Here is a 14,955-nt window from a genome sequence, read left to right as displayed (position 1 = left end):
TCTATGAAAAGTGATATGAAGGCAAGCGGGTTACTCAAGCCATCTGTCAGCTATGGAAAACCATTGCGGCTTTCAGCGGATCAGCCGATGACGATTCCTGAAGTCCTGCACAAAACCGCCGCGGCAGCGGGAGATCAAAAGGGCATCACATATATACAGCCTGACGGCACCAAAGTGTATCAGACTTACAGCGGCCTGAAAAAGATCGCCCTTTCGATTGTGAAAGGGCTCCGCCAATCAGGGGTGAAGGCTCAGGATGAAGTCATATTACAGCTCAGTGACAATTCTCAGCTGATTCCTGCTTTTTGGGGCTGTGTTTTTTTAGGAGCGATCCCGGTTCCGCTTGCGGCCGCTCCGGCTTATACAGAAATGAACAGCGGGACGCAAAAATTGAAAGACGCCTGGACGCTTTTGAATCAGCCGTATGTCATCACAAGCCGTGACGTGCTGCCGGAGATGACTGAATGGGCGGAGGAGCAGGAGCTTTCCGGGTTTTGCGCTTTGGCGGCAGAAGATCTCAGTGCGCATGAAATGGATACGGACTGTCATCATCCCCGTCCGGAAGATTTGGCGATGCTGCTTTTGACCTCGGGAAGCACGGGCACGCCGAAAGCCGTGATGCTCAGCCATGAAAACATCGTCTGCATGGTCAAAGGAAATATTCAGATGCAGGGCTATACAAGTGAGGATGTCACGTTTAACTGGATGCCTTTTGACCATGTCGGCGGCATCGGAATGCTTCATCTGCGTGATGTTTATCTCGGATGTGAGGAAATCAACATACCGAGCGAATCCATTTTGATGGATCCTTTAAAATGGCTCGACCTGATTGATCATTACCGCGCTTCGGTCACGTGGGCCCCCAATTTTGCCTTTGGGCTGCTTGCCGATTTCGCAGAAGAGATTCAAACACGGAAATGGGACTTATCTTCCATGCGTTACATGCTGAACGGCGGGGAGGCCGCGGTTGCGAAAGTCGGACGCAGAATTATGGAGCTTTTAGAGCCGCACGGTCTGCCGGCTAATGCCATCCGTCCCGCATGGGGAATGTCCGAAACGTCTTCGGGCGTTATTTTCTCAGATGAGTTTACACTGGAAAACACGAGTGACGACGATCGTTTCGTCGAGATCGGTCTGCCGATCCCGGGATTTAATATGAGAATTACGGATGACCGCAATCAAGTGGTGGAGGAAGGAGAAATCGGCCGCTTTCAAGTGTCCGGTCTGACTGTAACGAGCGGATATTATGAGCGCCCGGACTTAAATGAGAGTGTCTTTACAGAAGACGGCTGGTTTGAAACGGGAGATCTCGGATTTCTGCGTGAAGGCCGCCTGACGATAACGGGGCGCACGAAAGATGCCATCATTATCAACGGTGTGAATTATTACAGCCACGCCATTGAATCAGCGGTTGAGGAATTGCCGGAAATTGAAACGTCATATACAGCGGCATGCGCCGTCCGGCCGAATCAAAGCACGACAGATGAGCTGGCGATTTTCTTTGTGACATCCATTCCGTTGGATGAGAACCGCATGACGAAGCTTCTTCATCACATTCACCAGCACGTGACACAGAGAATCGGCGTTACCCCTGATTATCTGCTTCCGGTCGCAAAAGAAGACATTCCTAAGACGGCGATCGGGAAAATCCAGCGTACTCAGCTGAAACATTCATTCGAACAAGGGCAATTTGATTCATTACATAATAACAGACAAGAAGGCGGCAATTCAGACACGGCTTCTGCAGAGAAAGAAATTGAACGGGATTTTATCCGTTTTCTGAAAGAGGAACTTTCCATCGCGGATGAGCTTGTTGATCCAAATACACCGTTTCAAAGTCTTGGCGTCAACTCCATCAAGATGATGAAACTCGCCAGATCAATTGAAAAAACGTATCACATCCGGCTGACGGCAAGAGAGCTGCACAAAAACCCGACGATTGGCGCTTTAGCGGCTTATACTGCTGAAAAAGCGGCAAACATGTCAGCGGAGCATCATTCCCAAAAAGCCGAACCGCCGGCAGAACGGGAGAAACGGCAAACGGCGCCGGCGCTTTCAGAAGTCCAAAAAGGGCTGTGGACATTGCAGAAAATGTCGCCTGAAACGACTGCATACCATGTCCCGCTCTGTTTCCGATTCACAACCGGAATCGACAAAGAGAAACTGAAACAGGCGTTTCAGCTCGTATTAAAGCAGCATCCGATGCTCAAAAGCGCCGTGAATGAAACAGACGGCGGGTTTTATTTCAGAGAATCGGCAGATCCTTTTGTATTCTCGGAGGAAGATATTTCTGACGTCAATGAATCACAAATCTCCGCTCTGATACGGAAAAAAGTGAAAGAGCCGTTTGTCAAAGAAGGCGGGCCTTTGCTGCGCGTGCGGCTGCTTTCAAAATCCGCCGCGGAACATTATCTTTTGACGGTGATTCACCACATCGTGTTTGACGGTATTTCATCCATTACATTTATTCACAGTCTGCTGGATCATTATCAGGCGCTGCTGGAGGGAAAAGAAGAGTTTGCGGCCGCCGTTCCCGGCATTCATCCCGATTTCGCGGCTTGGGAAAAGCGGTATTTAGCGGGTGAAGAAAGCAAAGCTGCCCGCGCTTACTGGATGAAACAGCTCGGGGGCGATCTGCCTGACCTTCAGCTTCCGTCGATGCGCGCGGACAGCAGCGTTCCGGAGTTTACAGAAGATACGCTGACACGCCGTCTTTCCGAACGGCTGCTGAATAATCTAACGGCGTTTGCCGCATCCCGTTCGATTCATTTGTCTACCGTTATGCTGAGCTGCTATATGGTGCTTTTAAGCAAATATACGGATAAGGAAGATATTGTGACAGGCATGCCTGCAATGGTCAGACCTGAAGAACGCTTTGACGGAGTGGTCGGCCATTTCCTCAACATGCTTCCTATACGGAGCAGAGCCGGACGAAAAGAAACATTTGCTGACTTTGTTCAAAAGGTGCAGGATGCCGTTCTGGACGGACTGGATCACTCCTTTTATCCGTTTCCGAAAATGGTGCGTGATGTGCATGCGAAACCCCTGCAGAACGGTTCGCCTGTTTTCAGCAATGCCTTTTTCTATCAGAACTTTCTGCAGCATTCAAGCTATCAATCGATGCTGGATGAATACAAGGAATTCTCCTGTGAGTTTGTAAAAGACATTCATCAGGAGGGGGAATATGATCTTGTATTTGAAATGTGGGAAGAAGCATCAGGCATGGATCTTACGATTAAATACAGCACCGAATTATTCGACGAAGCAGGGGCGGCCAGACTTTTCAGCCAATTTGTACAGGCCGCTGAAGCTTTGACGGCGAATCCGGATATGCCGCTTGAGAACGTTTCTCTCATGACAAAAAGAGAGGAGCACATGATTCTTAAGACTTGGAATGAGACAAGCCGTGAATATCCGGATGCCTGCTTCCATGAATTATTTGAACGTCAGGCGGCAGAAACGCCGGACGCTTGTGCGGTCGTGTATGAACAGCAAAAGCTGACGTACCGTGAGCTTGATGAAAAAAGCACGAAGCTGGCGCTCTATTTGCAGGCGCACGGTGCAGGCCCTGATGATCTCATCGGCATTTATACAGACCGTTCATTGCATATGGCTGTCGGCCTTCTCGGCATTTTAAAAGCCGGGGGAGCGTATGTGCCGCTTGATCCTTCTTATCCCGCTGACAGATTGGAATATATGATCGCCGACAGCAGAATTTCAATGTGTCTGACGACAGCTGATTTAGAGTACTCCTTGAACTGGGGAGGCGTGCAGACAACTGCCATTGACCGCGATTGGTCTCGTATTGAAAGTACAGCCGCGGAAAGAACGTCGCTGAAGCGGTTAGTGACACCTGACGATCTGGCGTACGTCATTTACACGTCGGGCAGCACGGGCAAACCGAAAGGCGTGATGATTCCGCACCGGGCCCTGACCAATTTCTTAATCTCGATGGCATATGAACCGGGGCTTTCGTCTAAAGACAAACTGCTTGCCGTCACGACATATTGCTTTGATATCGCGGCACTGGAGCTGTACCTTCCTTTAATCAAAGGAGCGGAGTGCAACATCTGTAAGACAGAAGTCACAAAAGACGCACGGAAGCTGAAAGAGCTGATTCAAGAGTACAAACCGACGATCATGCAGGCGACGCCGTTTACGTGGAAAATGCTCTTTCATTCCGGATGGTCAAATGAAGAAAAAGTGAAAATCCTTTGCGGCGGAGAGGCGCTCAGCGAACAATTGAAGCAGCAGTTTCTCGATACGAAAAGTGAGGCTTGGAATATGTTCGGGCCGACAGAGACGACAATCTGGTCCGCGGTGCAGCGTATAACGGAAAATGAGAGCGCGCTTACGATCGGGCGCCCGATCGCCAATACCCGTGTGTATATTATGGATTCCGGTCTCAACCCTGTTTTAGAAGGGGTGCCGGGAGAACTTTGTATTGCGGGAGACGGATTGGCAAGAGGGTATTTCAACAAGCCTGAGCTGACAGATAAAGCTTTCGTCAGCCACCGGCTCGAACTGGGATCAAAGCTTTATAAAACAGGCGATATGGCGCGTTTTCTTCCCGGCGGCCGCATTGAATACATGGGACGGATGGACACCCAAGTCAAAATCCGCGGCTACCGGATTGAACCCGGAGATATTGAGAGCCGGCTGAATGCCTATCCGGCCGTACAGGAAAGCGTAGTGGTTGTGAACAATCACTCCGGAAATGAAAAGCTTTGCGCATTTTATATCCTGAAAAACGGAGAGCCGCTTCCGTCTGCAAAGGAATTGCGCAATCATTTGAAACAAGCGCTGCCGGCCTATATGACGCCAGCTTCGTTTATCCGTCTTGAAGAGCTGCCGCTCACACCGAACGGAAAAGTTGACCGCAAGCTTCTTGCTGCCCGTGATCTGACGGAAAAGCAGCCGGACACACAAACATTTTCATCATCTCATATCCAGCAGGCGGTGCTGGCGATTTGGCAGGATGTATTGAAAAGCAAAGATATAGAGCTTGATGACCGCTTTTTTGATGCGGGGGGAGATTCGCTTCTTGCCGTGACTGTCACTGACCGGATGACGCAGGAACTGGATTGTGAATTCAGTGTAACGGAGCTGTTTGAATACGCGACGGTAAAAGACATCAGCCGGTACATCACAGAACAAAAACCGAAAGAAGCCGTTTTGGCTCCTGTGCCGCAAAAGAAAGTGAATACAGAAGACCGGGAACACCCAGCGGGAGAAATTCCCGATTATTATGAGGACAGTGTCGCGGTTATCGGTATATCCTGTGAGTTTCCGGGAGCGAAAGATCATTATGAATTTTGGAATAACATCAAAGAAGGCAAAGAAAGCATCACCTTCTTTTCAAAAGAGGAGCTCCGCCGATCCGGTGTTTCTGAAGAACTGGCTGATCATCCCGGCTTCGTTCCGGCTAAATCAGTTTTAGAGGGGAAAGAAATGTTTGATCCCGGTTTCTTCGGCTTTTCGCCGAAAGATGCGGAATATATGGACCCTCAGCTGAGAATGCTTTTGCTCCATTCATGGAAGGCAATCGAGGATGCGGGATATATCTCAAAAGAAATTCCGGAAACAAGCGTGTATATGTCTGCCAGCACGAACTCTTACCGCAGCCTGCTGCCGGAGGAGACGACAGCACAGCTGGAAACGCCGGATGGCTACGTGTCATGGGTGCTTGCCCAAAGCGGTACGATTCCGACGATGATTTCTCATAAACTCGGGTTAAAAGGGCCGAGCTACTTTGTCCATGCCAACTGCTCATCTTCGTTAATCGGCCTGCATTCGGCTTTTCAAAGCCTGCAGTCCGGCGAAGCCAAGTACGCTCTTGTCGGGGGTGCGACCCTTCATACGGAATCAAGTGCCGGCTATGTTCATCAGCCGGGGCTGAATTTTTCAAGCGACGGGCATATTAAAGCGTTTGACGCGGCTGCTGACGGAATGATCGGCGGTGAAGGAGCCGGCGCCGTGCTCTTGAAAAAAGCGTCGGATGCCGTTAAGGACGGCGACCATATTTATGCTCTGCTGCGCGGAATCGGCGTCAATAACGACGGAGCGGATAAGGTCGGATTTTATGCGCCGAGCGTCAAAGGACAGGCTGAGGTCATTCAGAAGGTCATTGATCAGACGGGCATCCATCCTGAAACGATCGCGTACGTCGAAGCTCACGGCACAGGAACAAAACTCGGCGACCCGATCGAACTGTCCGCACTTCAATCGGTGTACGGCCGATATACAGATAAAAAACAATACTGCGGCATCGGTTCAGTCAAAACAAATCTCGGGCATTTGGATACAGCGGCCGGAATGGCGGGCTGTATCAAGGTTGTCATGAGCTTATATCATCAGGAAATCGCGCCGAGCATCAATTACAAAGAGCCGAACCCGAATCTTCATTTAGAAGACTCTCCGTTTTACGTAGCGGGAGAAAAGAAAGAGTTAACCCGTGAGAACAGAGCGCACCGCATGGCTTTAAGCTCTTTCGGTCTTGGCGGAACAAACACACACGCGATTTTTGAACAATATCCGGATGCATCCGAAGCAGCAGACGCTGCCGGTCCGTTCATCATTCCGTTGTCAGCCAGAAAAAAAGATCGTCTGAAGGAGTACGCAAAACAGCTGCTGGCTTTTCTGGAAAGAAAAACGGACGCCGGCCTCGCTGATCTTGCCTACACGTTCCAAGTCGGAAGGGAAGCGATGGAAGAGCGCGCGGCCTTTATCACAAGCGGCACTGCGGAGCTCAAGCGGCAGCTTGCCGATTTTATCAATGATAAGCCGGCTGTAACAGGCTGCTTCAGAGGAGAAAAACAGCAGGCGAAAGATATTGCCTGGCTTTCTGATGATGATGACAGTGCTGAACTCATTGAGAAATGGCTTGCGAAAGGAAAAGGAACGAAGCTCTGTGAAATGTGGAGTAAAGGTGTCGCCATCAATTGGCACAAGCTTTACAAAGACAAGCATCCGAAACGGATCAGCGTGCCGGTCTACCCATTTGCAAAGGAGCCGTACTGGCCGAAAAAAGCAGAAAAGAAAACATCTGCCGCACACACCGGAATCTCAGTTTTACACCCGCTCGTGCAGCAAAACACGTCAGATCTGGCCGTTCAGCGGTTCAGCTCACGGTTTACAGGCTCAGAATTTTTCCTGAAGGATCATGTGGTCAGGGAAAAAGCGGTGCTTCCGGGAGCGGCATATTTGGAAATGTCTTATGAAGCGGTAAAACGGGCGCTTGGCGGCTTATTAAAAGACCAAGACAGAATAACGCTCCATCATACCGTCTGGATGAAACCGATCGTCGTTCACGAACAAGAGCGCCAAGTCCATATTGCGCTGTTCCCTGAAGAGGACGGCATCATCTCATATGACATTTACAGCGTAAACGCTGACGATGAAGAAGTGCTGCACAGCCAAGGACGGGCCGAAATCATAAAGGCTGAACGAGAGCCTGAGGCTGACCTTTCTGCCATACAAAACAGATGCACAGCGGACATTCTTGATCCGGCGGCCTTTTATCGGGAAGGCCGGAGCAGGGGGATGTTCCACGGAAAAGCCTTCCAAGGCATTAAGTCCGCCTTTATCGGCGAGAAAGAAGTGCTTTCGGACATACAGCTTCCGGATTCTGTTTCTCATACGAACGGACAATTTACGCTTCATCCGAGCATCATTGATTCGGCTATTCAGACGGCGACGATCTGCATTATGCAGGAGTTTTCCGGACAAAAGCTGATTCTGCCGTTTGCGCTGGAATACCTTGAAGTCGTCAAACCATGCACACCGACTATGCGGGCGCATGCACGCTTCAGCGAAGGATATCAAACCGGTGATTCCGTGCAGAAAGCCGACATTGACCTGTTCGACGAAACAGGAGCGCTTTGCGTGAAGGTGAGAGGATTCTCTACGAGAGTGCTTGAAGGCGATGCAGAATCGGCTCAGCGGCCATCAGGCTCGGAAAAGGTCTTGTTTGCTCCGGTCTGGATAGAAACCGCCGCATCCGAGGAATCTTCTGTCCATGCTGATGTACATTTGATCATACTTTGTGAAGATGCCTGCCGTATAAAAGATAAAGCGGCATCCGGCCTGAAAGACGCCGAACTGCTGATTGCAGAAGGTGAGGGAGAAACAGCCGCTGAACGCTTCCAAAGCTACGCGCAGACAATCGCTGAACACATCCGGCGGATCATCAGCGAAAAAAGGCAGGGCCGCATTCTGATTCAGACCGTTATTTCAGCAGACGGCAGCCAGCAATTGTTTGCGGGGTTAACAGGTTTGTTAAAAACAGCCGAGCTGGAATACGGAAAACTTAACTGTCAGCTCATCGAAATGGAATCAATCGGCGAAATGCCGGCTGTCGCTCAAAAACTGAAAAACGACAGTCATCGGCCGCATGATAAACATATCCGTTATACAGGAGAAAAACGGTATGTGAAGGCTTGGGAAGAAATGCATCCTGCAGGTGGCGGCGCCGTCTGGAAGGACGAAGGCGTATATCTGATTACCGGAGGCGCAGGAAGCCTGGGGTTGATGTTCGCAAAAGAAATCGCTGGTCGCGTAAAACACCCGAAAATCATTCTGACCGGCCGCTCAAATCTGGCAGAAGCCAAACAGCGTGAGCTTGCTATACTTCAGGACTCAGGCGCAAATGTCGTCTACAAAAAGCTGAATGCGGCAGACCGGCGGGAAAATGAAGCGCTGATAAAAGAGATTACGGCGGAATTCGGGGAGCTTAACGGAATTATTCACGCAGCGGGAGTGATTCAAGACCGTTTCCTGCTGCAAAAAACGAAGGAAGAGTTCAGGGAAGTGCTTGATCCGAAAGTGATCGGCACCGCTTATTTAGATGAAGCCAGCAAAGACTGCAATCTTGACTTTTTCGTATTGTTCTCCAGTGTTTCCGGCGTTCTCGGCAATGTCGGGCAGGCTGATTATGCCGCCGGCAACGCGTTTATGGATGCATACGCCGCTTACAGGCAATCCCTTACGGAGAATGGCTTGCGGCACGGAAAAACGATCGCCTTTAACTGGACGCTGTGGAAAGATGGCGGTATGCAGGCGGGAGACGAGACGGAAAGAATGATGAAAAAAGCTTTCGGCATGGTTCCGCTTCAAAAGGCGTCAGGCCTGGCCGCATTTTATGAAGGAATGGCTCAGGAAAAGCCGCAGCTTTTAGCAGCTGAAGGAGACGCAGCAAAATTAAAACAGTCGTTCCTGTCCGTTTCTGAAACTGAAAAGCCGCAGGTGGAGAAAATAGAGCCTGTATCCGCCGTTTCGGGAGACAAATGGCACGGTGCGCTTATCAGATTGGTCAGTTCAATTTTAAAAGTCGGCCAAGACGAGATTGATATTGATACGGAACTGAGTGAATACGGTTTTGATTCCGTATCCTTTACCGTCTTTACGAATCAATTAAATGAAGCGTATCAGCTGGAGCTGGCGCCGACGATCTTCTTCGAGCACGGGACGATCCGCAGTTTAGCAGAGTATTTGACGGATGAAACAGAAGCAGGTCTTCCTTTTCAGCCGGAAGAAAAACACGATGCAGAAGAATCTCTTCAAGCGCTTCACACCGCTTTGACAGCCATGGTAAGCGGCATTTTAAAAGTTGACCGTGAGGACATTGATACAGATACGGAACTGAGTGAATATGGTTTTGATTCCGTATCCTTTACCGTCTTTACGAATCAATTAAATGAAGCGTATCAGCTGGAGCTGGCGCCGACGATCTTCTTCGAGCACGGGACGATCAGCAATCTCGCCGGATATTTGGCAAAAGAGCATCCGGGCCGTTTCGGCGAAAAGAAGAAGGAGTCTCCGAAAAAAGAGCAGCCAAAAGCCCAAAAACCGAAAACGCAGCGGAAAAAGCGCTTCGCAACGGTAATGAACGCTAGGGCAGCGACACAAGAGCCGCGCCGCTTGGACCCTGTTGCCATTGTCGGAATCAGCGGCCGATTCCCGGGCGCAAAGGATATGGAGGAATTTTGGCGCAATCTGAAAGAAGGAAAAGATTCTATCACAACCATTCCGAAAGAACGCTGGGATTGGCAAGCGTTTGATGGCGACCCGAATCTTGAAAGGAACAAAACGAATATCAAGTGGGGCGGCTTTATCGACGGAATAGCTGAATTTGATCCGCTGTTCTTTGGGATTTCACCGCGGGAAGCCCCATATTTAGATCCGCAGCAGCGGCTGTTATTGACTTATGCATGGCGGGCGATAGAAGATGCGGGCTGTAAGCCGGAAAGTCTTTCCGGCACAAATACGGGCGTCTTTATCGGCACCGGAAATACCGGTTATAAAGATTTGTTCACAAGGGCAGGTCTTGCGCCGGAAGGACATGCGGCGACAGGCAGCATGATTCCTTCCATCGGTCCGAACCGTTTAAGCTATTTGTTAAATCTTCACGGGCCGAGCGAGCCGATTGAAACGGCATGTTCAAGCTCGCTTGTTGCGATTCACCGGGCGGTATCCGCTATAGAAAACGGAGAATGCGACATGGCGATTGCCGGGGGAATCAACACGATTCTGACGGAAGAAGCGCATATCAGCTACAGCAAAGCAGGCATGCTCAGCAAAGACGGAAAATGCAAAACCTTCTCCAAAGATGCCAACGGGTATGTCAGAGGAGAAGGCGCGGGAATTCTGATGCTGAAGAAACTGACAGATGCAGAACGTGACGGCAATCCGATTTACGGCGTGATCCGCGGTACGGCTGAAAACCACGGCGGCCGGGCGAATACGTTAACCTCGCCGAATCCGAAACTGCAGGCTGATTTATTGGTGAAAGCATATCGGAAAGCGGGAGTGGACCCGAGCACCGTCACGTATATTGAAGCGCACGGTACAGGAACGGAATTGGGCGACCCGATTGAAATAAACGGTTTGAAAGCGGCGTTTCACGAGCTGTCGAAAACAAATCAAGAGCCTGAAGTCTCCGATCACCGCTGCGGCATCGGTTCGGTCAAGAGCAATATCGGCCATTTAGAGCTTGCCGCGGGAGTATCAGGCGTCATGAAAGTGCTTTTGCAAATGAAGCACAAAACGCTGGTGAAAAGCCTGCATTGCGAGACGATCAATCCGTACATTCAGCTCGATGACAGTCCTTTCTACATCGTGCGGGAAAATCAGGAATGGACGGCAGCGAAAGATAGAAACGGAAATGCGATTCCGCGCCGGGCCGGGGTCAGCTCATTTGGCATCGGCGGGGTCAACGCCCATATCGTCATTGAAGAGTATGTCCCGAAAGCAGCCGCTCAGCCTGAGCACAGCCCGGAAAATCCGGCAATCATCCTTTTGTCCGCCAAATCAAAAGAAAAACTGTTTGAACAGGCGCAGCAGCTGCAAAAAGCGATCCGTCAAACGCCGTATACAGATCAAGACTTGGCGGGCGTCGCTTATACGCTGCAAACCGGAAGGGACGAAATGGAAGAGCGCCTGGCCATTCTTGCAGCGACGATGGCGGAATTGGAAACAAAGCTGGAAGCATTTACGAAAAATGAGAAAAACATCGCGGGGCTGTATACCGGCCAGTCTCACCGCAATAAAGATACGTTTGCCTTATTCACGGCAGATGAAGATATGGACATCGTCATTGACGCCTGGATTAAAAAAGGAAAATTCGCCAAGCTGGCAGAGGTATGGGTGAAAGGCGGCGTGTTGAATTGGAACCGGCTTTATGAAAAAGGTACGCCGCGTTTACTCAGTCTTCCGTCTTATCCGTTCGCAAAAGACACGTATTGGGTGCCTGAGAATCCTGACAAAAATAAGGTCCATACAGAGGAACGGATGAAACGTATTCTGACAAAACAATGGGAACCGAGCCCGCTCGAACTGCGTGAACCGTGCGCACGTTCCGTTGCGATTTTGACAGGCGGGGACACGATCAATCTCGCAGAAGAGATCGCAGCGCATATGCCGAATCACCGTATTATCACAACATCAGACCTTACCGGTGAATATGATTGGCAGGCGTTTGGCGGAGTTATCGACCTCCTCGGCGCAGCGAAAGAAGAAGCTTCTGGAGATATGCCCGGTATCAAATGGCTTCAGCAATTGATTGAGCATGGGCATAAAGAAGGGATGACACTGCTTTGTGTCACGAAAGACCTTGAGTCATTAAATAAAGAGGCCAATCAAACAACAGGAGCAAAACGGGCCGGTCTGTACAGAATGCTGGCATGTGAGTACGGTCATCTGTCTTCAAGGCATCTCGACCTTGAAGGAGCGCTTTCTGATGACAAACTGGCGAAGCAGATTGCCGATGAGTTTCATGCCCGTACTGATGACGCGGAAGTTTGCCGGAGGGACGGCTTGCGCTACCGCGCTGTATTGAGCGGATCAGAAAATATGAATATGCAAGGCGAGAGAATTGATTTTCCGGACAACCATGTGCTTCTGATCACCGGGGGGACGAGGGGGATCGGTCTTTTATGCGCACGTCATTTTGCCGAACATTACGGAGTGAAAAAACTGGTGCTTACAGGCCGTGAGACCCTTCCGCCGCGAAGTGAGTGGACGGGCGGACTGAATGGGGTGACGGCTTCTGTAAAAGCGAAAATTGAAGCTGTTCTCGACTTGGAATCCAAAGGTGTACAAGTGAAGGTATTGTCAGTCCCGTTAGCTGATAAAGCCGGGCTGAGACAGGAACTGAGTCAGATCAAACAGACGCTCGGACCTATCGGCGGCGTGATTCACTGCGCGGGTGTGACCGATAAAGAGACGCTCGCATTCATCAGAAAAACCGATGCAGACATACAGCGCGTGCTCGAGCCGAAAGTAGACGGGCTTCAGGCATTATACAGTGTGCTCAGCGAAGAGCCGCTGAAGTTTTTCGTCTTGTTCTCTTCCGTGTCAGCTGCGATACCGGCGCTTTCGGCAGGACAGGCCGACTACGCCATGGCCAATGCGTATATGGACTATTTTGCAGACTCATACAAAGAGCAGCTGCCGATCGTAAGCATTCAGTGGCCGAACTGGAAAGAAACCGGAATGGGCGAAGTCACGAACAAAGCTTATAAAGAGAGCGGGCTATACAGCATCACAAATGCAGAAGGATTACAGCTCCTTGACGGCATACTTCTTGAATCAGCAAGAGGCCCGGTGCTGCCGGCCGTTCTGAATCCTAAGCTGTGGAAGCCGGAGCGATTCCTGCGGCGAAGCAGGCAGGATCAGCCAATGAGCCCGGCTATGGTAAAACCGGCGGAAAAAACCGCTGATACTGCCGCAGACAACGCTCAATTAACAAGGAAAACAGAAGAATGGCTGAAAGAATTATTTTCTGAAGAGCTGCGGATTGACCAGGATCAGCTTGAGACAGACGTATTATTCCAAGATTACGGAGTGGACTCCATTATCCTTGCTCAGCTTCTGCAGCGGATCAATCGGAATCTCTCGGCATCGCTTGACCCGTCCATTCTGTATGAATATCCGACGATTCAATCTTTCGCAAATTGGCTTCTTGAAGGATATACAGAAGTTTTGTCAGAACGGTTTGATTTGGCGGCGGAGCCTGTTATGAAGAAGCCGGCTGAGCCGGTAATTGTAACACAAGCCGTTAAGGTGCAAGAAGAGCCGGCCGAAAAACAGATTCACCGGGAAGATATCGCGGTCGTCGGCATGTCCTGCCGGTTTCCGGGGGCGGCTTCCTTAGAGGCGTACTGGTCGCTTTTGGCTGAAGGCCGTTCGGCTATCGGTCCTGTTCCGGCTGAGCGATGGGGGTTGAAGACGCCTTATTACGCGGGAATGCTTGATGGAATTGATCAATTTGATCCGGACTTCTTTTTACTGGCTGAAGAAGATGTAAAGGCAATGGACCCTCAAGCTTTGGCCGCTCTGGAAGAATGTCTTAACCTGTGGTATCACGCTGGCTATACGCCGGATGAGATAAAGGGAGAAGCAATAGGTGTGTACCTCGGCGGACGCAGCCGTCACAGACCGGGTGAAGAGAAACTGCTGGATGCGAAAAACCCGATCGTCGCGCTGGGCCAGAATTATTTGGCCGCAAATCTGTCTCAATATTTTGATATGCGCGGCCCGAGTGTTGTCCTCGATACGGCTTGTTCTTCTGCTTTAGTCGGAATGAATATGGCCGTGCAGGCTCTTGTAACAGGAGAAATAAAAGCGGCCGTCGTCGGCGGTGTGAGCCTGTTTGAATCAGAAGAAACCCATAAATTATTTGAACAGCGCGGCATATTAAGTAAAGCGCAGTCGTTCCATGTATTTGACGAACGCGCCGATGGAGTCGTGCTGGGCGAGGGAGTCGGAATGGTTCTTTTAAAAACCGTGTCTCAGGCCATTGAAGACGGAGATTCTATTTATGCCGTAGTGAAGGCGGCATCCGTCAATAATGACGGAAGAACGGCAGGCCCGGCTACGCCGAGCCTGGAAGCGCAAAAATCCGTCATGAAGACGGCTCTTGAAAAAAGCGGAAAACAGCCGGAAGACATTACTCATATTGAAGCGAACGGTTCAGGCACGGTCGTGACGGATCTGTTAGAACTGAAGGCCATTCAATCCGTCTACCGTTCAAAAGATGCCGGCCCGCTCGGAATCGGATCTGTGAAACCGAACATCGGGCACCCGCTTTGCGCGGAAGGAATTGCAAGTTTCATAAAGGTTGTTCTCATGCTGAAAGAAAAGAGCTTTATCCCGTTTTTATCAGGTGAGCATGAAAACACACATTTTGATAGAGAAAAGGCCAATATTCAGTTCAGCCGCACTCTGGCAGACTGGCCGTCACCAATACCGGCGGCAGGAATTAACTGCTTTGCCGACGGCGGAACAAACGCCCACGTCATTGTGGAAGCGTGGGAGGAAGACGAAGGGCGCCGAATCAAGCGCCACCCTTTAACACCGCCTGCATTAAATAAGCGGCTGATTTCGCCGGACAGCAAAGAAGAAACGAACGAAAAAGCTGCGGCAAACATCTGGGATACCTATGAAGTGGAGGTTTAA

At 50.4% G+C, this 14,955-nt stretch carries 1 protein-coding gene; it reads left to right on the top strand.

The window, feature by feature from the left end:
• The first annotated feature begins 3 nt into the window (after nucleotides 1-3).
• Nucleotides 4-14,955, top strand: a complete 14,952-nt coding sequence (locus tag ACWJJ4_RS15515) for an amino acid adenylation domain-containing protein (protein WP_454021795.1) — start codon at nucleotides 4-6, stop codon at nucleotides 14,953-14,955.

It is taken from the genome of Bacillus sp. JK62 (assembly GCF_053663455.1).
The sequence above is the reverse complement of the archived record's forward strand: the minus strand, read 5'-3'. Positions and strand labels throughout refer to the sequence as shown.

What these genes read in the sequence shown, in the direction of transcription:
- ACWJJ4_RS15515 (WP_454021795.1), top strand. Translation starts at nt 4, where the DNA reads ATGAAAAGTGATATGAAGGCAAGCGGGTTACTCAAGCCATCTGTCAGC.